The 21,044-nt window shown below is 74.1% G+C and carries 14 protein-coding genes; 6 read left to right on the top strand and 8 right to left on the bottom strand.

The genetic code is table 11. The features are described from left to right. Positions 1 to 8: 8 nt before the first annotated feature. The 5 genes from ACFQ8E_RS18560 to ACFQ8E_RS18540 all read left to right on the top strand — a co-directional run bounded on the left by ACFQ8E_RS18560 (position 9) and on the right by ACFQ8E_RS18540 (position 8,166). On the top strand, positions 9 to 1,724 hold the full coding sequence (locus ACFQ8E_RS18560) for an FAD-binding dehydrogenase (protein ID WP_430552047.1): 1,716 nt from the start codon (positions 9 to 11) through the stop codon (positions 1,722 to 1,724). A gap of 138 nt (positions 1,725 to 1,862) precedes the next feature. Next, positions 1,863 to 2,810, top strand: a complete 948-nt coding sequence (locus ACFQ8E_RS18555; protein WP_430552046.1) for a hypothetical protein — start codon at positions 1,863 to 1,865, stop codon at positions 2,808 to 2,810. 83 nt (positions 2,811 to 2,893) lie between these two features. Continuing rightward, positions 2,894 to 4,969 (top strand): maltotransferase domain-containing protein, encoded by a 2,076-nt coding sequence (locus ACFQ8E_RS18550; protein ID WP_430552045.1) that lies wholly within the window; start codon positions 2,894 to 2,896, stop codon positions 4,967 to 4,969. Positions 4,970 to 4,993: 24 nt separating this feature from the next. Then, positions 4,994 to 6,769, top strand: a complete 1,776-nt coding sequence (gene treS / locus ACFQ8E_RS18545) for a maltose alpha-D-glucosyltransferase (protein WP_430552044.1) — start codon at positions 4,994 to 4,996, stop codon at positions 6,767 to 6,769. After that, positions 6,766 to 8,166 (top strand): aminoglycoside phosphotransferase, encoded by a 1,401-nt coding sequence (locus ACFQ8E_RS18540; protein ID WP_430552043.1) that lies wholly within the window; start codon positions 6,766 to 6,768, stop codon positions 8,164 to 8,166. The genes treS and ACFQ8E_RS18540 overlap by 4 nt, the downstream gene beginning before the upstream one ends. Here the strand turns inward: ACFQ8E_RS18540 and ACFQ8E_RS18535 are convergent. The 8 genes from ACFQ8E_RS18535 to ACFQ8E_RS18500 all read right to left on the bottom strand — a co-directional run bounded on the left by ACFQ8E_RS18535 (position 8,150) and on the right by ACFQ8E_RS18500 (position 19,820). Then, positions 8,150 to 10,366 (bottom strand): alpha-galactosidase, encoded by a 2,217-nt coding sequence (locus tag ACFQ8E_RS18535; protein ID WP_430552042.1) that lies wholly within the window; start codon positions 10,364 to 10,366, stop codon positions 8,150 to 8,152. The two genes, ACFQ8E_RS18540 and ACFQ8E_RS18535, sit on opposite strands and share 17 nt — an antisense overlap. Beyond that, on the bottom strand, positions 10,363 to 12,915 hold the full coding sequence (locus tag ACFQ8E_RS18530) for a glycoside hydrolase family 2 protein (protein WP_430552041.1): 2,553 nt from the start codon (positions 12,913 to 12,915) through the stop codon (positions 10,363 to 10,365). Before ACFQ8E_RS18530 ends, ACFQ8E_RS18535 begins: the two co-directional genes overlap by 4 nt. 117 nt (positions 12,916 to 13,032) lie before the next feature. Beyond that, entirely contained in the window at positions 13,033 to 14,256 is a 1,224-nt protein-coding gene (locus ACFQ8E_RS18525; RefSeq protein WP_430552040.1) for an ROK family protein, read from the bottom strand. A 66-nt stretch (positions 14,257 to 14,322) separates the two neighbouring features. Next, on the bottom strand, positions 14,323 to 15,126 hold the full coding sequence (locus ACFQ8E_RS18520; RefSeq protein ID WP_430552039.1) for an ABC transporter ATP-binding protein: 804 nt from the start codon (positions 15,124 to 15,126) through the stop codon (positions 14,323 to 14,325). After that, positions 15,123 to 16,055, bottom strand: coding sequence for an ABC transporter ATP-binding protein (locus tag ACFQ8E_RS18515; protein ID WP_430552038.1), 933 nt, complete (start codon positions 16,053 to 16,055; stop codon positions 15,123 to 15,125). Before ACFQ8E_RS18515 ends, ACFQ8E_RS18520 begins: the two co-directional genes overlap by 4 nt. After that, positions 16,052 to 17,041: an ABC transporter permease gene (locus ACFQ8E_RS18510; RefSeq protein ID WP_430552037.1), complete on the bottom strand. Its 990-nt coding sequence runs from the start codon at positions 17,039 to 17,041 to the stop codon at positions 16,052 to 16,054. Before ACFQ8E_RS18510 ends, ACFQ8E_RS18515 begins: the two co-directional genes overlap by 4 nt. Before the next feature lie 34 nt (positions 17,042 to 17,075). Then, positions 17,076 to 18,065: an ABC transporter permease gene (locus ACFQ8E_RS18505; RefSeq protein WP_430552036.1), complete on the bottom strand. Its 990-nt coding sequence runs from the start codon at positions 18,063 to 18,065 to the stop codon at positions 17,076 to 17,078. 39 nt (positions 18,066 to 18,104) lie between these two features. After that, positions 18,105 to 19,820 carry an ABC transporter substrate-binding protein gene (locus ACFQ8E_RS18500; protein WP_430552035.1) on the bottom strand — a complete coding sequence of 572 codons (1,716 nt, stop codon included), beginning with the start codon at positions 19,818 to 19,820 and terminating at the stop codon, positions 18,105 to 18,107. Between the two features lie 318 nt (positions 19,821 to 20,138). On the opposite strand from ACFQ8E_RS18500, the gene ACFQ8E_RS18495 reads away from it, so the two are divergent. Beyond that, positions 20,139 to 21,023 carry a LacI family DNA-binding transcriptional regulator gene (locus ACFQ8E_RS18495; RefSeq protein ID WP_430552034.1) on the top strand — a complete coding sequence of 295 codons (885 nt, stop codon included), beginning with the start codon at positions 20,139 to 20,141 and terminating at the stop codon, positions 21,021 to 21,023. Positions 21,024 to 21,044: the final 21 nt, after the last annotated feature.

The following is a 21,044-nucleotide window of genomic DNA, read 5'->3' as shown; positions in this document are numbered from 1 at the left end:
CTGCGCGCATGGATGCTGACGTCGTCGTCATCGGTGGAGGCCTGTCGGGACTCGTCACGGCCACGGAGCTGACCGCCGCGGGCCGCCGGGTGGTGCTGCTCGACCAGGAGCCGGAGGCGTCGTTCGGCGGCCAGGCGTGGTGGTCGTTCGGCGGGCTGTTCCTCGTCGGCTCCCCGGAGCAGCGCGCGATGGGCGTGCACGACTCCGCCGACCTGGCGTGGTCCGACTGGCTCGGCTCCGCACAGTTCGCGCCCGGCGCCGACCGCGGCGAGGGCCCCGACCGGCACGGCTACGCGTGGGCCCGCCGCTTCGTGGAGTTCGCGGCCGGCGACCTGCGGTCCTGGCTGCGCGGCAAGGGCGTGCGGTGGTTCCCGCTCGTGCAGTGGGCCGAGCGCGGCGGGTACACGGTGGGGCACGACGACGGGAGGGTGGAGCACGGCAACTCCGTGCCCCGCTTCCACGTCACGTGGGGCACCGGCCCCGGCATCGTCGCGCCGTTTGTCGCCGCCGCGCTGGCCGCCCGCGACGCCGGCCTGCTCGACCTGCGGTTCCGCCGCCGCGTCACCGGGCTGGTCACCACGGACGGCCGCGTGACCGGGGTCCGAGCCGACGTGCTGGCCGACCAGCCGCTCACCGGGCTGCCGTTCGGCGGCCGGGGCACACCGTCGAACCGGGACGTCGTGGGCATCGAGGAGATCGCCGCGGGCGCCGTCGTCGTCGCGACCGGCGGCATCGGCGCCAACCACGACCTGGCTCGTGCGCACTGGGACCCCGAGGCCGGCACCCTGCCCGAGCGCATGCTCTCCGGCGTCCCCGACTCGACCGACGGCCTCATGCTCGGGATCGCGGCGGACGCCGGCGCCGCGCTCGTGCACGAGGACCGGATGTGGCACTACCCGGAGGGCATCGCCAACCACTCGCCCGTCTGGACGAACCACGGCATCCGCATCCTGCCCGGCCCGTCGTCGCTGTGGCTCGACGCCGACGGCGGCCGCCTGCCCGCCCCGCTGTTCCCGGGCTTCGACGCGCTCGGTGCGCTGCAGCACGTGACCCGCCGGGGCGACGACCACTCCTGGTTCGTGCTCAACAAGGCGATCATGGAGTCCGAGTTCGCCCTCTCGGGCTCGGAGCAGAACCCTGACCTCACCGGCAAGGACGTCAAGCTCCTCGCGCAGCGGGTGCTGCCGCGCGCCGTCGGGCCGGTGGAACGGTTCGCGAACGAGTCGCCCGAGTTCCTCTGGGCCGACACCACCGACGAGCTCGCCGCGAAGATGAACGCGCTGGTGGACGCCACGCCCGGCTCGAAGGGACACGTGGACCCGGGTGCGCTCGCCGCCGTCGTCGCCGCGCGCGACGCGCAGGTGGCGTCCGGCCTCGGCAAGGACCCGCAGGTGGTCGCGACGCGCGCCGCCCGGGACTACCGCGTCGACAAGATGATCCGGGTCGCCAGGCCCCGGCCCCTCACGACGCCGAAGGACGGCCCGCTGCTCGCCGTCCGGCTGTCGGTGCTGACCCGCAAGACCCTCGGCGGCCTGTGGTGCGACCCGTCCGGACGGGTGCTGCGCGCCGACGGCTCCGTCCTGGACGGCCTGTGGGCCGTGGGCGAGGCCGCCGGGTTCGGCGGCGGCGGGGTGCACGGCCACCGCGCGCTGGAGGGCACCTTCCTCGGCGGCTGCCTGCACACCGGCCGCACCACCGGCCGGGCACTCGCCGCGGACGCCTGACGCCGAGATCGAAGCGGAGCGCTCGAGGTCGAGGTCCGGGACATCGACCTCGAGCCCTCGCCGCGACCTCGGGGCACCGTCGTCCACAGATCTGCACCCACGGCCCCGCGCGGCGGCCGCGGCCCCCACGATCGACCCATGTCCAGGATCGCGACGCGCCGGCCAGGCGCACCGACCCCCGACCGCCCCCTGTTGCCGGCCGCCGTGCGGTACGACCCCGAGCGGAGGGCCGAGCTGCGGGAACGGACCCGGGACGACGACCTGGTGCGGCTCCGGCGCGGCGTCTACCTGCCGTCCGTCGACCCGTCGTTCACCACCGCCGTCCGCCGCCGAGCGCAGGTGCTGGCCCAGATGACGGCCGTGGCCGAGTGTCTGACCACGACGTTCTGGTTCAGCCATGCGAGTGCCGCGGTCGCGTGGGGGTGCTGGACCTGGCAGCTCGGGCCCCAGGTGCACGTGACCCAGCTGACCCGCCCCGCGCCCGGGCCGGCCGACGACGTCCTCCGGCGCCACGTCTCCCCCGTGCCCGAGCATGATCGCGGCGACCTCGACGGCGTCCCCGTGACGTCGCTGGGCCGCACGGTCGTCGACTGCGCGCGCACGCTCGCGGAGCCGTCGTCCATCGTCGTGGCCGACTCCGCTCTCGCGCTGGGCGTCGACCCGGACGAGCTCACGGGACGGCTCGACCGGTCCCGCGGCGCGCGCGGCGTACGACGTGCGCGGCGCGTGCTCGCCGCGGCGGACGGCGCGTCGGAGTCGCCCCTGGAGTCGCTCGTCCGCTGGCACCTGCTCGCCGCGGGGCTGCCGCGTCCCGTCCACGCGACCCCGGTCGACACCTCGGCCGGCACGTTCTGGGTCGATCTCGCCTGGCCCGACCTCAAGGTCGCGCTCGAGGTCGACGGCGCGGTCAAGTACGACGGAAGGGCGGGCGACCCGCGGCAGGTGCTCCTGGCGGAGAAGCGCCGGCACGACGCCCTCGTCGAGGCGGGGTGGACGATCCTGCGGGTCACGTTCGCCGACCTGCGGGACGTCCGCCGCCTCGTCGCGAGGGTCGAGCACGCCCTGCGTGTCGCCAGGTCGAGGTAAAGCGTCCGAGATCGAGGTCCGGGACATCGACCTCGAGCCCTCGCCGCGACCTGGGCGCGCGCCGGGCTGACCGTCTGGCTAGCGTGGAGGCCGTGACGTCTCCGCAGCCCACGCCGCACGCGCCCATCGGACGGATCCCCGTCCTGCAGCTCTCCCCCGTCGTCGAGGGAGGGCGCTGGCCGGCGAAGGCGGCGGTCGGCGAGGTGGTGCCCGTCGAGGCGACGGTGTTCCGGGAGGGGCACGACGCCGTCGGGGCGACCGCCGTCCTGCTCGCGCCGGACGGCACGGTGCACTCCACCGCGCCGATGTCCGACGTCGCGCCCGGGCTGGACCGGTTCCGCGGGTTCCTCCAGCCCGACGCTCCGTCGGACCCCACGGGCGACTGGTCGTTCCGCGTCGAGGCGTGGTCGGACCCGTACGGCACCTGGTCCCACGACGCGGTGATCAAGTTCGACGCCGGTCAGGACGTCGACCTCGTGCTCGCGGAGGGGCGGCTGCTGTTCGAGCGGATCGTCGCGCCGGGGCTGCAGGCGACCCGCTCCGCCGCGGACGCCGCCGTCCTGGAGGCCGCGGCCCGCGAGCTGGCCGACGCCACGCGCCCGCCCGAGGCCCGCCTCGCGATGGCGATGACGGCCGCGGTCAAGGACGCCCTGCGCCGCGCGCCGCTGCGCGACCTGGTGACCGCGAGCGCCGCGTACCCGCTGCGCGTGAGCCGTCCCCTGGCGCTGGCGGCGAGCTGGTACGAGATGTTTCCCCGCTCGGAGGGCGCGAAGCGCCGCAAGGACGGGACCTGGCGGTCGGGCACGTTCGCCACGGCGGCGAAGCGGCTGCCCGCGATCGCGGAGATGGGCTTCGACGTCGTCTACCTCACGCCCGTGCACCCGATCGGCACGACGTTCCGCAAGGGCCGCAACAACACCCTGGACCCGCAGCCGGGCGACCCCGGCAGCCCGTACGCGATCGGCTCCCCCGACGGCGGGCACGACGCGATCCACCCCGACCTGGGCACGGAGCGGGACTTCCGGGCCTTCGTGGCGGCCGCCCGCGCCGAGGGCCTGGAGGTGGCGCTGGACCTCGCGCTGCAGTGCTCGCCCGACCACCCGTGGGTCACGGAGCACCCCGAGTGGTTCTCCGTGCGCGCGGACGGCACCATCGCGTACGCCGAGAACCCGCCGAAGAAGTACCAGGACATCTATCCGCTGAACTTCGACCGCGATCCCCAGGGGCTGTCGGAGGAGATCCTGCGGATCGTGCTGCTGTGGATCGACCGCGGGGTGAGCGCGTTCCGCGTCGACAACCCGCACACCAAGCCGCTGGACTTCTGGGAGTGGCTGCTCGCGCAGGTGCACGCCGCGCACCCCGAGGTGATCTTCCTGTCGGAGGCGTTCACGCGGCCCGCGATGATGCAGACCCTGGCGCGGATCGGCTTCCACCAGTCGTACACGTACTTCACCTGGCGCAACACCAAGGAGGAGGTCGAGGAGTACCTCCAGGAGGTCTCGGGGCCGCAGGGCTCCGTGCTGCGCCCGTCGTTCTGGCCCACGACGCACGACATCCTGCCCCCGTACCTGCAGCACGGGGGCGTGGCCGGCTTCGCGGTGCGCGCCGTGCTGGCGGCGCTCGGCAGCCCCACGTGGGGCGTCTACTCCGGGTACGAGCTGGTGGAGAACGTGCCCCGCCCGGGCGTCGAGGAGCAGATCGACAACGAGAAGTACGAGTTCAAGCCGCGGGACTGGTCGCAGGCCGACGTCGTCGGCGTCTCGACGCTGCTGCGGCGGCTGAACGAGGTCCGGCGCGCCCACCCGGCGCTGCGGCAGCTGCGCGACCTCACGGTGCACCCGACGACGAACGACCAGGTCGTCGCGTTCTCGCGGCGCGTGCGGGCCGAGCACCTGCCCGCCGCGGGCCGACCGGGCGCCACGCAGGACGACGTCGTGCTGGTCGTGCTCAACCTCGACCCGTGGACGACGCAGGAGTCCACGCTGTTCCTCGACCTGGAGGCGCTGGGGCTCACGCGGCCGGACGGCGTCGAGGACCAGCCGTTCTTCGTCGCCCACGACGAGCTGTCCGGCGCCACCTTCCCGTGGGGCGCCCACCCGTACGTCCGCCTCGACCCGCGCGAGCAGGTGGCCCACGTCCTGACGATCGGGCTGGCATGACGGGGCCGACATGAGCAGGCCCCGATGACGCCCCAGGTGCCGCGCCCGGTCACGCGCCAGGTGCCGGTGCAGGCGCTGCCCACCCGGCCGCAGCCCGCGCCGCCGCCCCTGGACAAGCCGGGCCTGTCCGAGGACCCGGAGTGGTACCGCACGGCCGTGTTCTACGAGGTCATCGTCCGGGCCTTCTCGGACACGGGCGGGGCGGGGACCGGCGACCTGCGCGGCGTCACGGAGCGGCTCGACTACCTGCAGTGGCTGGGCGTGGACTGCCTGTGGCTCCCGCCGTTCTACCCGTCGCCGCTGCGCGACGGCGGGTACGACGTCGCCGACTACACGTCGATCGCGAGCCAGTACGGCACGATCTCGGACTTCACGGAGCTCATCGAGGCGGCGCACGCGCGCGGCATCCGCGTGGTGGTGGACCTCGTGATGAACCACACCAGCGACCAGCACCCGTGGTTCCAGGCGTCGCGGTCGGACCCCGAGGGCCCGTACGGCGACTTCTACGTGTGGTCCGACGACGACACGCGCTACGAGGACGCGCGCATCATCTTCGTCGACACGGAGACGTCGAACTGGACGTTCGACCCGGTGCGGCGGCAGTACTTCTGGCACCGGTTCTTCCACCACCAGCCGGACCTCAACTTCGAGAACCCCCGCGTGGTCGACGCGATGCTCGACGTGGCGCGGTTCTGGCTGGGGGTCGGGGTGGACGGCTTCCGCCTCGACGCGGTGCCGTACCTGTTCGAGGCCGAGGGCACCAACTGCGAGAACCTGCCGGAGACGCACGCGTTCCTGCGCCGGGTGCGCCGGATGATCGACGACGAGTTCCCCGGCCGCATCATGCTGGCCGAGGCGAACCAGTGGCCGCAGGACGTGGTGGACTACTTCGGCACGGCGGACGAGCCCGAGTGCCACATGTGCTTCCACTTCCCCGTCATGCCGCGGGTGTACTACGCCATGCGGGACCAGCGCGCGCGGCCCCTGCTCGACATCCTCGCCGACACGCCGGACATCCCCGCGCCGGGCGGGCAGTGGTCCACGTTCCTGCGCAACCACGACGAGCTCACCCTCGAGATGGTCTCGACCGAGGAGCGGGCGGCGATGTACGGGTGGTTCGCGCCGGACCCGCGCATGCGCGCCAACATCGGCATCCGACGCCGCCTGGCGCCGCTGCTCGACAACTCGCGCAAGGAGGTGGAGCTGGCGCACGCGCTCCTGCTCAGCCTGCCGGGCAGCCCGTGCCTGTACTACGGCGACGAGATCGGCATGGGCGACAACATCTGGCTGCCCGACCGGGACGCCGTGCGCACCCCCATGCAGTGGACGCCCGACCGCAACTCCGGCTTCTCCACCGCCGACCCGGGCAAGCTGTACCTGCCGCTCGTGCAGTCGCTGGTGCACCACTACCAGCACGTCAACGTCGAGGCGCAGCTCGCGCAGCCGTCCTCGCTGCTGCACTGGGTGCACGGCATGCTCGCGGTGCGGCGGCTGCACCCCGCGTTCGGCACCGGGGCGTTCGCGCCTCTCGAGGCCGACGACGACGCCGTGATCGCGTTCACCCGGACCTCGGCGGACGAGACGCTGCTCGTGGCGGCGAACCTGTCCGCGACGGCGCGGTCGTCCCTCGTGCGGGTGCCGGGGCGCGCCGGCTGGACGCTCACCGACCTGTTCGGCGGGGCCCGCTTCCCCGACGTCGGCCCGGACGGCACCGTGTCGATGACGTGGGGGTCGCGCGACTTCTACTGGCTGCTCCTCACCCCGCCCGCACCGCAGACCGTCGGGGACGAGCCGGCATGACCGCCGTGCGGCCGGCCGCGGGAGTGCCCGACCCGAGCGTCGGGGAGCTCCTCGCGGCGTGGCTGCCCGGCCGACGGTGGTTCCCCGCGGGCGGCGCGAGCGCCGCCGGCGTGCGGGTCGAGCCGTGGCTCGCGGTGACGTTCGACGACGACGCCCCGGGTGGCCTCGACGAGCCCGACGGGGCGGACGTCGTCGTCCTCCTCGTGCGCCTGCGCGGCCCGGGCGTGCCGGGCGGCGAGGTGGTGGCGCAGGTGCCGCTCGTGCTCACCGACCCGGCCGCGCGCGGCCCGGGGTTCGTCGCCGACGTCCGCACCGCCGCGGGCGACGTCGCCGTGCACGACGGCGGCGCGCACCCCGCCTGCTGGCTCGCCCTGCTGCGGGCGGCCGGCGTGGGCGACGGCGTGGCGGCCGACGCGCTCGTCGCGGGCGGGCGCGTGGTCGCCGGCGAGCAGTCGAACACGAGCGTCGTGCTGCCGGGCGTGCCCTCGCCCGACGGCACCGGCGGGATGCTCAAGATCCTGCGCACCGTGGCCCCCGGGCCGCACCCCGACGTCGTCGTGCCCCGCGCCCTGACCCGCGCCGGCTGGGACGGCGTGCCGCGCTTCCTCGGCGCCCTCCAGGTGGCCACCGCCCCCGGCACGACCACCGCCCTCGCCGTGGTCGGCGAGCTGGTGCCGCGCGCCCGCGACGGGTTCGAGCTGGCCTGCGAGCACGCCGGCCGCGGCGAGTCGTTCGCGCACCTCGCCGCCGACCTGGGCCGCGTCGTGGCGGAGCTGCACGCGGTGCTGCGCCAGGCGATGCCGCCCGGTCCGCTGCTCGACCCGGCGACGTTCGTCGGGGGCCTGCGCGACCGGGCGGCGCTCGCCGTCTCCGAGGCGCCGGGCCTGGCGGTCCGGGCCCCCGCGATCGACGCGCTCCTCGACGACCTGCAGGCCCGCCTGCCGCGGCTGCGCCTGCAGACCGTGCACGGCGACCTGCACCTCGGCCAGGCCCTGCACGGCGAGACCGGGTGGAAGCTCCTCGACTTCGAGGGCGAGCCGCAGCGACCCGCCGCCGAGCGCACCGCCCCCGACCTCCCGCTCCGCGACGTCGCGGGCATGGTCCGCTCGTTCGCCTATGCCGCCGCGGTCGGCGGCGCGCCCGACCCGTGGTGGGAGGCGGAGGCCGTGCACGCCTTCCTCGCCCGCTACCGCCAGTCGGCGGACACGTCTGCGGCCGTGAGCGGCCTGACCACCCGCCGCCCGCCGGAGCTCGACCCGCCCACCGCCGACGCCGTCCTCGCCGCCCTCGTGCTGGACAAGGCGCTCTACGAGGTGGTCTACGAGACCCGGCAGCGCCCCACCTGGGTGCACATCCCGCTGTCGGCCGTCGACCGGGTGCTCAGCCGGCGGCGCTGACGCGGTCCGTCGCCGTCACCCGCAGCAGCAGCGCGCGGTCGGGGTCGAGCACGGGCAGCGCGAGGCCGACGTCGGTCAGCACGTTCCCAGGCAGCATGACGCCACCCGCGTCCGCCCACGGCAGCGCGGCGCCCCAGCGGGCGGCGACGCCGTCGAGCGTCCGCGCGGGCCCGTCGAGCCGCACGCGGTACTCCCGGCGCGGGTCCAGGCCGGGGAGCGGCACCGGGCCGGGAGGCCAGGAGTCGGACGTCGCGAGGCACACCCACGCGAACAGCGCGTCGCCGGCGTCGGGTGCCACGACGCCGTGCAACCGGTAGGCGGGATCGGGGTGGTCGGCGTGCACGACCGTGCCGCCGTGCAGCAGCCCTCGCACCTCCTTGAAGTACGTCACCCACCGCGCGACCCTGGCGCGCTCCGCCGCCGTGGCCTCCGTGAGGTCCCACTCGATGCCGAGGTGTCCGAACAGCGCCGTCGCGGCGCGGAGGTCGAGCGGGAGCGCCCGTCCCGACGTCGGCGCGACGGGCGCGCTGACGTGCGCCCCGAGCAGCTCGTACGGCACGAGCAGGTTCGTCCAGCGCTGGATCTCCTGCCGCTCGTGCGCGTCGGTGGAGTCGGACGCCCACACCCGGTCGGTGCGCCCGAGGATCCCCAGGTCGATCCTCGCGCCCCCGGAGGCGCAGGTCTCGACCTCGAGCCCGGGGTGCCGGGCCCGCAGCTCGTCGACGAGCCGGTAGACGGCGAGCGTCTGCTCGTGCGCGGCCGCCCGGCCCGACGGCGCGTGCCCGGCACCCACGAGCTCCCGGTTGTGGTCCCACTTGAGGGACGCGACCGGGTACTCGTCGAGCAGGGCGTCGAGCTGGCCGAGCACGTGGGCGTACGCGCCCGGGTGCGCCAGGTCCAGGACCTGCTGGCGGCGGGCGGGCCCCAGCGAGCGCCCGCCCGCGCCCGTGAGGATCCACTCCGGGTGCGCCCGCGCCAGGTCCGAGTCCGGGTTGACCATCTCGGGCTCCACCCACAGCCCGAAGTCCATGCCGAGGTCACGCACCCGGTCCACGAGCGGCCACAGGCCGTCCGGCCAGGCGTCGGGCGACACCACCCAGTCGCCCAGGCCGGCGCCGTCGTCACGCCGCGCGCCGAACCAGCCGTCGTCGAGCACGAACCGCTCCGCGCCCACCTCGGCGGCCGCCTCGGCGAGCGCCGTGAGGCGGCCCAGGTCGTGGTCGAAGGTCACCGCCTCCCACGTGTTCACGACGACGGGGCGCGGGGACCGGGGATGCTCGGGTCGCGCACGCAGCCAGTCGTGCACCCGCGCGCTCACCCCGTCGAGCCCGACGCCGTGCACGGCGTAGGTCCAGGGCGAGACGTACTCCTCCCCCGGCCCGAGCCGCACCTCGCCGGGCAGCAGCGACTCCCCCGCGGCGAGCAGGCCGACGCCGTGCGGCGAGCGCTCCGCGACCATCCGCTGGTTGCCCGACCACCCGGCGTGCACGGCCCACACCTCCCCGTGCCGCGCACCGAACCCCGCCTCGCCCGCGCACAGGAGGAAGCCGGTGTCGAAGCCGGGCCGCCCGCGCAGGCTGCCGCGCTCGTGCCTGCCGTGGACGAACGGCAGCCGCTGCGGCGACCGGTCGCGCAGCTGGTGCCCGGTGAGGTCCAGCAGCTCGGTCGCGCGCGCCGGCACGGGCAGCGCCGGCAGCACTCCGGAGACGTCGTAGGGCTCGTCGTCAGCCGTGACGCCGCCGGGCTCGCCCGCCGTCGACGTCACGGCCGCCCGCAGCCGGACCAGGCCCGAGCGCGCCTGCTCCACCTCGAGCCGCAGGCCGAGGCCGGCGTCGTCGTCCGCGGCCGTGACGACGACCCCGGCCGACCAGGGCGCCGGCAGAAGCGTCTTCCGGACGCCCGTCACGACGAACCGCGGCGCGGGAGCCGCCCCCGCGCGGTGGCCCGTCACCCCCTGCAGGCCCGGCCACCCCGCGGACGCCTCCGGGAGCAGGGACACCCGCATGGGCCCGTCGACCGGGTAGCCGAACGGCTGCGGCGCCGTCGCGAGCGCCAGCGCCGCCAGGGCGTCGTCGTCGAGGTCGCCGAGGTCGGCACCCCAGTGCGCGACGACGGGCAGGCGGTCGCCCTCCAGCCGCAGCAGGAGGCTGACGCCGCCGGCCCGCAGGTGCACGTGCCGGGGCGCGCCGCCCGACGTCACGGGGCGCCCACGAGCTGGTTGAGCGACCGCAGCACGTGCGGCGCGACCAGCGCGTCGGGGTCGACCCGGACGCCGTCGGGCACGGTGACGCGCACGTCGACGCTCTCGCCCGGAAGGAGGGTGACGAGCATGTCGTCCACGCGGGCGTCCGGGCAGACCTTGTCGACGAGAAGCGTGAGGTCCCGCACCAGGTTCTCCGCCGTCACGCGCACGGTCAGGCCGTCGTCGGCGACGAGCACCTCGGTCTCCAGGCGCGGTGCGGCCAGGGCGGAGTCGCGCGGCTCGGCGGGGAACCAGAGGCCGCGTGCGTCGTCGAGGTCCGCCACGAGCAGCTCTGCGGCGGCGTCGGCGAACCGGGTCGAGACGCGGTCCGGGAGGAACGTCCACGTCCCGCGCTGCCCGACCTCGACGGGGACGCGCAACTCCGCCCTCGCGGTGCCGTCGAACCCGAGCCGGCGGACGACGAGCTCGCCGCCCCAGGCCTGGTCGGTGTCGTTGACGACCACGACGGCGAGCACGTCCGTGCCGTCCCCGACGGGCTCGCCACCGGACGCGGACCGCGGCTGGATCGTCACGAGCCGGTCGGCGTGCGCGTGCGCGAGGGCGTGCAGCAGCGGCTTGGGGCGCCCGTCGCCGTCCACCGCCGCCCACGACGTCACCGGCCAGCAGTCGTTGAGCTGCCACATCACCGACCCCATGCAGCGCGGGCTCCACGAGCGCAGGTGCTCCACCGCGACCTGCACGGCGGTCGCCTGGTTCCACGACATGGCCCAGTGCCAGTCGTCCATGTCGTCGGGCAGTGGCAGGTGGGCGAGCAGGCCGTCGGTGAGCTTGTCGTTGCCGCTCGCGGCTTTCTGGTGCACCTGCATGCCGGGCGACTCGGGGGTCAGCGGGTCGTCGCTGACGGAACGCACGAGCGTGGACCAGGTGGGCGGGCCCTGCCAGCCGAACTCGGCCATGAAGCGGGGCACGACGTCGCGGTAGTGCGGCCAGTCCTCGCGGTTCCACAGCTCCCACGAGTGCATCGAGCCGTGGCGCGGGTCGTTGGGGAACAGGTCGGGCTTGATCGGCAGGTCCCCCGACCAGGGGCTCGACGGGGTGTAGGGGCGGGTGCCGTCCAGCTCCGCGACGACGGCGGGCAGCAGGTTCTCGTAGTAGTCCAGGCCCCACGTGCGGCCGTCGAGGCGCTTGATCCAGCCCCACGTCCGGTGGCCCCAGACGTTCTCGTTGCTGCCGTTCCACAGCACGAGGCTCGGGTGCGGCGCGAGGCGGGACACGTTGTCGCGGGCCTCGGCCTCCACCTCGGCGCGCAAGGGCTCCTCCTCCGCGTAGGCGGCGCACGCGAACGCGAAGTCCTGCCACACCAGCACGCCGCGCTCGTCGCACCCGGCGTAGAAGTCGTCGGCCTCGTAGACCCCGCCGCCCCACACGCGCAGCAGGTTGATGCCGGCGCTCTCCGCCTGGTCGAGGCGCGCGGCGTAGCGCGCCCGGGTGACGCGCGGGAGGAACTCGTCGTCCGGGATCCAGTTGGCGCCCCTGACCCACACGGGGCGGTCGTTGACCACGATCGTGAACGACGTGCCGTGCTCGTCCGGCTCGACGGCCAGCCGCACGGACCGGAAGCCGGTCCGCGCCACGCGGGAGTCGAGGACGGCGCCGTCCTCGTCGGCGAGCGTCGTGGCGACGTCGTGCAGCGGCTGGTCGCCGTACCCGCGCGGCCACCACAGCGCCGCGTCGGGCACCTCGAGCCGCACGACGGCGGCGCTCTCGCCCGCCGCGAGGTGCGCCGTCGCGGCGACGTCCGCGCCGTGCCCCGCGACGCGGACGGCGACGTCGAGGGGACCGGTCGCGACCCCCTCGAGCGCAGACCGCTCGACCTCGACGTGCACGTCCAGCAGGCCGGCGCCGCGCGCGGCGTCCGCCGTCGCGAGCGGGCGGACCTCCGCGAGCCGGGCGCCGCTCCAGGACTCGAGCCGCGCCGGGCGCCAGATCCCGACGGTCGCGGCGTCGATGCCCCAGTCCCAGCCGAAGTTGTAGGCCGCCTTGCGCAGCGCGTTGAACGGGTGGTGGTTGACCTGCGGGCGGTAGCCGAGGGCCAGGCTCCGGGCGTCCGCCTCGCGCACCGGCGACGCGAACCGCACCGCCAGCTCGTTGGCCCCCGGGCGCAGCAGCGCCGAGACGTCCCAGCGGTAGCGCCGGTGCTGGTTGGCGGTGCGCGCCACCTCGACGCCGTTGAGCGTGATCGTGGCGACCGTGTCCAGCCCGTCGAAGACCAGGTCCTGGCGGTCATGCCCGTCGGGCTGCCACGCGATCGTGGTGCGGTACTCCCAGTCGCACGCGGAGACCCACTTCAGCAGGGCCTCGTGGTCGTCGAGGTACGGGTCGGGGATCAGGCCGGCGGCCAGCAGGTCGGTGTGCACGGTGCCGGGCACGGTCGCGGGCACGCCGCGCTCGTCGTGCAGGGCGGCGGCGAGCGCCTCGGGGACGGCGCCCGCGACGGCGCGGACGGTCCAGCCGTCGTGCAGCGGGACGGCGGTGGTGCGGGTCATGCGGTTCCTCCGGGGACGGTCGTCACAAGGGGTGGATGGGCCGGGGCGAGGCCGGTGGGTGGGCCGGGGCGACGCCGGTGGGTCGGGCCGGGGCCGCGCCGGCGGAGCGGGTCGGGATCAGCCGACGGCGATGCGGACGCCGCCGGCGCGGGAGACGAGCTCGCCCTGCAGCACCAGGGCGGCCGCGCCGATCGCGGCGGCCTCGGCCGCCGCCGAGGAGATGACCACCTCGACGTCGTGCACGTGCCGGGCGACGGACGACGCGGCGAGCCGCTCGCGGACCGCGGGCAGGTAGAGCGAGCCGGCCAGCGCCATCGCGGGGCCGGTGAGCACGAGGCGGTCGACGTCGAGCACCTGGGCGAGGGTCTGGGCCGCGACGGCGACGTACCGGGCGGACCGGTGCAGCAGGTTCGCGGCGACCGCGTCGCCCGCGAGCGCCGCGCGAGCCAGGGCCGCGAACCGGACCGACACCGGCCGGTCCGTGCCGCCGAGGTCGAAGCCGGCCGCCTCGGCGGCGGCGACCACGGCCCGCGGGCCGCCCAGGGCCTCCACGCAGCCCCGCGACCCGCACCAGCACTCGGGCCCGTCCACCTCGACGCAGACGTGCCCGACCTCTCCCGCGTTGGAGCTGACGCCCCGCAGCGGGACACCGTCCAGCACCGCGCCGGCACCGATCCCCGTCGCCAGGTAGAGCGCGGCGAACGCGCTGCTCCCCCCGGCCCCGCCGGTCCAGTGCTCGCCGACCGCGGCGGCGGTCGCGTCGTTGTCGACGACGACCGGCAGGCCGGTCGCCTCGCCGAGCCGCCGCCCGAGCGGGAAGTCCGCCCAGCCGCCCATCGCGGGCCCGGTGAGCACCAGGCGCGAGCCGCGCGACAGGGGCCCCGGCGACACCACGCCGAGCCCGAGCACGTTCTCCCAGCTCGCCCCGGCGCTGTCGACGAGCCCCCGGACGGTCTCGGCCATGCCGTGGACCACGGACTCCGGGTCGCCGGCGGGCGACGTGCGACGCAGGCGCGCGACGACGGCGCCGTCGAGGTTGACCAGGGCGTACGTGACGTCCGTCCCGTCCAGGTGCACCCCCACCGCGTGCCGGCTCGTCGGCACGAGCTCGAGGAGCACCCGGCGCTTGCCGCCGGTGGACTCCGCGAGGCCCGTCTCCTGCACCAGCCCGTCCTCGATGAGGCGGCGCACCGTGGTGGACACGGTGGCCCCCGTGAGGCCGGTGGCGGCCGTGAGCTCGACCCGGCTGACGGTCCCCGCGGCGCGGATCGCGTCCAGCACGGCCGCACGGCTCGACGGCACGCCCGTCGACGGCCCCGCGGGCCCGAGCACCTCTGTCATGGTCAACCTCCCGGCTCAGGGTGTCACGACCTGGGCGCCGCGCACCGTTCCGCGCACGGCGCGGGGTCACGCGAGCTCCGCGAGACGCCGCTCCGGGTCGGGAGAGGCCGCTCGGAGCGTCTTGGTGTAGTCGTGCTGCGGGCGCAGGATGACGTCGTCGGCCGGTCCGCGCTCCACGATCGCGCCCCGGTGCATCACCAGGATCTCGTCGGAGAAGTGCCGCGCGGTCGCCAGGTCGTGGGTGATGTACAGGACCCCCAGGTCGTCCTCCTCCTGCAGCGAGGCCAGCAGGTTGAGGACGCCGAGCCGGATGGACACGTCGAGCATCGAGACGGGCTCGTCGGCCACGAGGATCCCCGGCTCCGGGGCGAGCGCGCGGGCGATGGCCACGCGCTGCCGCTGGCCGCCGGACAGCTCGTGCGGCCGCCGCTGCGCGTAGTCCTCCGCGGGGTCCAGCCGCACGCGCCGCAGCAGCGCGAGCACCCGCTCGTGGACCTCCGTGTCGCCCAGGCGCGGGTGGTGCAGCCGCACCGGGCGCTCCAGGTGGTGCCCCACCGAGTGGTACGGGTTGAGCGAGCCGAACGGGTCCTGGAACACCATCTGCACCCTGCTGCGGTACGCCACCTCGGCGCGGCGCCCCCGCCCCACCCGGGCGTCGTCGACGAGGATCTGGCCCGACGTCGGGCGCTCCAGGTGCATGAGCATCTTCGCGACCGTCGACTTGCCGGAACCGGACTGCCCGACCAGCGCGGTCGTCCGGCCCGGGTCGAGCCGGAAGGACACGCCGTCCACGGCCCGCAGGTCGGCGGACCGGAAGCCGGAGCGCAGCTTGTACACCTTGGTGACGTCGCGCACCTCGAGCGTGGTCATGCCCTCTCCTCCTCGGCGTCGTGCCGGGTCGTGGCCGTGCCGGCGGGCACCGCCCGCGACCCGTGCCGCACGAACCCGCCGCGCTCCCCGGTCAGGCTGGGGAACGACGACAGCAGCGTGCGCGTGTACTCGTGCTGCGGGCTGGTGTAGAGCGTGAGCGCGTCGGCGAGCTCCACCACCCGGCCCTCCCGCATCACCGCGATGCGGTCGCTGATCTCGAGCAGCAGCGGCAGGTCGTGCGTGATGAACATGACCGCGAAGCCGAGCTCGTCGCGCAGCCGCCCGATCTCCTGCAGGATCTCCCGCTGGACGACGACGTCGAGCGCCGTCGTCGGCTCGTCCATGATCATCACCTGGGGGTCGAGCGCCATCGCCATCGCGATCATCACGCGCTGCCGCATCCCGCCCGACAGCTCGTGCGGGTACGCGGTGAGCCGGTTGCGCTCCACGCCCACACGCTCGAGCAGCTCTCCGCACAGCGTGCGCCGCTGGGCCTTCGACATGCCGGGCCGGTGGGTGGTGAGCACGTCGTCGAGCTGGTCGCGGACCTTCTTCACCGGGTTGAGCGAGTTCATCGCGCCCTGGAAGACCATGGAGATCTTCGACCAGCGGAACTGCCGCAGCTCCTCGCCGTCCATGCGCATGACGTCGAGCGCGTACCCCTCGCGGGAGTGGAACTCGACCGACCCGGCGGTCACCTCGGCCGGCGGCTTGAGGAGCCGTGTCACGCCGTATGCCAGGGTCGACTTGCCGCAGCCCGACTCGCCCGCCAGGCCCAGCACCTCGCCCCGGCCGAGCTCGAGGCTGACGTCGCGCACGGCGTGCACCGGCGTGGCCGTCTGGTAGGTGATGCTGAGCCCCTCGATCGAGAGCACCGGGGGGCGTGCGGTCCCCGTCGCGGGAGCCGCGACCTGCGTCGCCGCGCTCATGCGGCCACCTCCGTCGGGTCGGTCGCGACCGCCGCGGTCCGGGCCCGGCGTCGCCAGCCCTTGCGCTCCGCGCGGGTCTGGCTGCGCAGCTTGGGGTTGATGATCTCGTCGATCGAGTAGTTGACGAGGGACAGCGCCGCGCCGAAGACGGCGATCGCCAGGCCCGGCGGCACGAACCACCACCACGCCCCGAGGCGCAGGGCCAGCCCGTTCTGCGCGTAGTACAGCATCGTGCCCCACGTGAACGAGCCCGTGGCGCCGAGGCCGAGGAACGACAGGCCGGCCTCACCCAGGATGGCGAAGATGACGGCCATGACCACCTGGGACGCCAGCAGCGGGATGAGGTTCGGCAGGATCTCGACGACGAGCACGCGCCAGGGCCGCTCCCCCGCCACGCGGGCGGCGAGCACGTAGTCCCGCCCCCGCACGCTGAGGGTGAAGCCGCGCAGCACGCGCGCCGACCCCGCCCACCCCGTGATCGCCAGCACGAGCGCGACCAGCAAGATGCTCTTGTCCTGCACGTAGCTGGAGATGACGATCACCAGCGGCAGGCCCGGGATCACGAGCATGACGTTCGAGAGCAGCGAGAACGCCTCGTCGGTGAGCCCGCCCGCGTACGCGCCGACCACGCCGAAGAAGGCGGACAGCACGAGCGTGAGCACGCCGACGATCGCCCCGATGAGCAACGAGCCCCGGGTCGCGTAGGCCATCTGGGCCAGCACGTCCTGGCCCGTCTGCGTGGTCCCGAGCAGGTGGTCCGCGCTCGGCGCGGTCATCCCGATGCTGTCCACGGCCGACGGGTCCTGCACGACCAGCGGGCCCAGCAGCCCGAAGAGCACGAAGGCCACCACGATCGACAGGCCCACGACGAGCTTCGGGGTGAGCGGCGGCAGCGGGACCCGGCGCCGCCCGCCGCCCGGGGGCGGCGCCCCGGCGGGCGCGTCGACGCTCGCCGCGTCGACGATCTCGGAGGAGGTGATCGACATCGATCCGTCCTTTCTCTGCGGTGTCTCGGCCGCGTCAGCCGCGCGCGCGGGTTCGGGGGTCGATCACCGAGTACAGGAGATCGACCAGGAGGTTGGCGCCCAGCACGGAGAGCGTGATGACGAGGAAGATCCCCTGCATCAGGGCGTAGTCGCTGCTGTTGACCGCGGAGAGCAGGGCCGATCCGACACCCGGGTAGCTGAAGACCGCCTCGGTGACGATGGAGCCGCCGACGACGAAGCCGAGCGAGATCGCGAAGCCCGCGATCGACGGCAGGACGGCGTTGCGCGCCGCGTAGGTCCGCATGATGCGCCCGCGCCGGAGCCCCTTGGCCTCCGCGGTGACGATGAAGTCCTCGGACAGCGTCGACACCATCATGTTGCGCATCCCGAGCATCCAGCCGCCGATCGACGACAGCACGATGGTCAGCGCGGGCAGGGTGCCGTAGTAGATCACCGAGCCGATGAACGCCGCGTTCCAGCCGGGCGACGTCGTGTAGACGTCGTAGCCCCCGTGGAGCGGGAACACCTGCCACATCGAGCCGAAGACGTACAGCAGCACCAGGGCCAGCCAGAAGTACGGCACCGACTGGAACATCGTCGTGACCGGGATGAGGTTGTCCAGCCACGACCCCCGCCGCCAGCCCGCCAGCGTGCCCAGCCCGACGCCGAGCACGAACGAGATGATCGTGGACAGCCCGATGAGGCCCACCGTCCAGGGCAGGGTCTGGGAGATCACCTGCGTCACCGGTGCCGGGAAGTACGAGACCGAGACGCCGAGGTCGCCCTGGGCGAGCTGGCGCAGGTAGTCCACGTACTGCTGCCACAGCGGCGACGACGTGTCGGCGCCGAGGAGGAGCTCGATGGCGTGCCGGGTGGCCGGGGTGACCTGGCCCTTCTGGGCCAGCTTGGACACCAGCTGGTCCACCGGGTTGCCCGGCATGAGCCGTGGGATCAGGAAGTTCAGGGTCAGCGCCGCCCAGAGGGCGACGAGGTAGAACCCGAGCTTGCGTGCGACGAACGTCATGTCGTTGACCTCGCGGTCTTCCTCCTCGGCGCCCGCACGTCAGCCGGCCGGCTGGATGGTCTTGAGGACGATGCCGTTGTCCCAGGCCTTCCAGGACGCGGCGAACGCGTACTTGTTCTCGTTGTCCGGCCAGCCGGTCACCCGGGTGTTGTTGAACTCCGTGAGGGTGGAGTTGATGTAGATCGGGATGTACGGCAGGTCGGTGACGATCTCGTCCTGGACGATCGCGTACTGCGCCTTCTGCTCCGCCTCGTCCGAGGTCTCCGACGCGGCCCTGATCGCGGCGTCGACCTTCTCGTTGGAGTAGCGCGCGTAGTTGCCGCCCGACGCCATCTCGCCGACCTTCGCCGAGTTCGTCGAGGAGTACTTGCCGTTGTACGTGTAGTACGGGTTGTCCGACGCGCCGAGGCCGATCGAGTCGAGGGAGAGCTGGTAGGTCCCCTTGACCTGGTTGTCGTTCCACTCGTTCCACGCGAGCTGCGATGGCTCCAGCTCGATGCCCACGGCGGCGAGCTGCTGCTTCATCGTGTCGTTGAGGGAGATGAAGTCCGACCAGCCCGTGACGGTCTGGATCGTCATGCTCAGCCGCTCGCCGTCCTTGGTGCGCACGCCGTCGGAGCCCGTGGTCCAGCCCGCGTCGTCGAGGATCTGGTTCGCCTTGTCGACGTCGGCACCCGCCGGGGTCTCGAGGTTGGCGGGGTCGGCGATCCAGTCGGCGTCGCGCTCGGGCAGCAGGAGCGTCGGCGAGCCCGTCCCGGCGAACCCGCCGCCGGCCAGCTGGTTGAGCTGGTCACGGTCGAGCGCCCAGTAGATGGCCTGGCGCACGGCCGGGTCCGTCTGCGGCCCCTCGCACCCGAGGTCCGTGCTCGAGCAGGTGTAGATCGACGTCGTCAGCGCCGGGGTGTTGACGTACGAGATCTCCTGGTTGTCCTTGAGCATCTTGTCGAGGCCCGGCAGGAACGAGCTCATCCAGTCGACGTCGCCCGCGAGCAGCGCCGCCGACGCGGCGTCGGCCGTGTCGAGCGAGATGTAACGGACCTCCGAGACGGAGGGCTTGCCCTCCTCCCAGTACTCCGGGTTCTTCTCGAGCACGTAGCTCTGCGGGGTGAAGTCCTTGAGCTTGTAGGCACCCGTCCCCACGGGGTCGGGGTTGATCGTCGTGATCGGGTCGTCGATGCCGGACCACACGTGCTCGGGCACGATCGCCTGGTTGCCCAGGACCTGCGCCTCCTGCATGAACGAGTTCTTCTCCGGGAACGTCAGCACCACGTGGGTGTCGTCCGTCGCCTCGGCCGTGGCCGACAGGCCGGACGTGTTGAGCTCCGGGGTCTTCTGGATGAGGTTGAACGTGAACGCCACGTCCTTCGCGGTGAACGGCTCGCCGTCGGACCAGCTCACGCCCTCCCGGGTGGTGATCGTCAGCTCGGTGCCGTCGTCGTTCCAGGAGAACTCCGTGCCCAGCAGCGGCGTGGGGTCGGACGTCTCGGCGAGGTTGTACCAGAACAGCGGCTCGTAGATCACGCCGAGGGTGGGCTGCAGGGCGGTGGGCGAGAACGGGTTCCAGTTCTCGTTGATCGTGCCGGTCGCTCCGTTGAACACGGTGATCGATGCGTCCGTGCCCCCGCCCGACGGCGAGGCGCCGCCCCCGCCGGAGCCGCCGCCCGAGCAGGCGGTCAGCGCGAGCAGGGCTGCCGAGGCCGCGGCGACCCCGGTGAGCACCCGGCGACGGGCACGGCGTCGTGTCATGTCGGTCATCAGGAGTCCTTCTGTCGGTCGCCGTCCTTGGCGACACCCGTGCCGCTCCTCGAGCCCGCACCCCCATCGGTGCGGCGAGCCTGCGAGCCGGCAGAGACTTTTGTAGCCGGTTTAACAAAGTTCGCGCAAGAGGTGGACCGGAATTCGGGACGACAGAGAGTCCCCGGTCGGAGAGAATCGGCATGATCCCAGGCCCTGTCGTGTCGACGCGGACCGGCGCCGCCCGTGCTCCGTTCCGCGATCCGCGGCGCGGGACGCCGATCTTTGTTCGCCTTCCGAACGAGTGGCGTCGGGCCCGGGCCCGGGTACGGTGTGGCCGTGCAGCCCTCCCCGTCCCCCGACGTCGTCGGCCTGGTCCTCGCCCGTCCGGCCCGGCTCCTCGCCATCGAGCCGTTCTTCATGGAGCTCGTGGCGGGGATCGAGGAGGTGCTCACCGCGACCGACCGGTCCCTGCTGCTGCACGTCGTCCACGACCTCGACGCCGAGCTCGCCACGTACGCCCGCTGGACCCGCAACGGCACCGTCGGCGCCGTCGTCGTCACCAACGTCCGCACCGACGACCCCCGCCCCGCCACCCTGCGCGAGCTCGGGCTGCCCTACGTCGTCGCGGGCGGCCCGCGGCCCGAGGACGACGCGCCGCACGTGTGGATCGACAACGCCCGCCCCGCCCGGGACGCCGTCGGCTACCTCGCCGACCTCGGGCACTCCGTCGTCGCGCGCGTGACCGGGCCGGCGGTGTTCGCGCACACCCGCACCCGCACGGACGCGTTCCTGGAGCGCTGCCGCACCGCCGGCGTCGTGCCGCACGTCGTCGAGGGCGAGTACACCGAGGAGTCCGGCGCCCGCGCCACCGACGAGCTGCTCGGGCTCGACCCCCGGCCCACCGCCGTCGTCTACGACAACGACGTCATGGCCATCGGCGGCCTCGAGCACGCCCGCTCCGCGGGCCTGCGGGTGCCCGAGGACCTGTCGATCGTCGCGTGGGACGACTCCGCGCTGTGCCGGCTGTCCTCGCCCCCGCTGTCCGCGATGCACCACGACGTGCACGGCATGGGACGGCTGATCGGCGAGGCGGTGCTCGACGCCGTCGAGGGCACCGTGCCGACCACCCGCACCGCACCGTTCCCCCGGCTGCTGGTCCGCGGGTCGACGGCGCCGCCGCGGGGCACGGTCGAGGCCGCCGGCGACGTGTCCACCCGGTAGTCGCCCGACCGACGTGGAACA

Source organism: Isoptericola sp. NPDC056573 (assembly GCF_042793335.1).
Classification (GTDB): Bacteria; Actinomycetota; Actinomycetes; order Actinomycetales; family Cellulomonadaceae; genus Isoptericola.
This window is presented reverse-complemented; position numbering and strand designations above follow the sequence as displayed.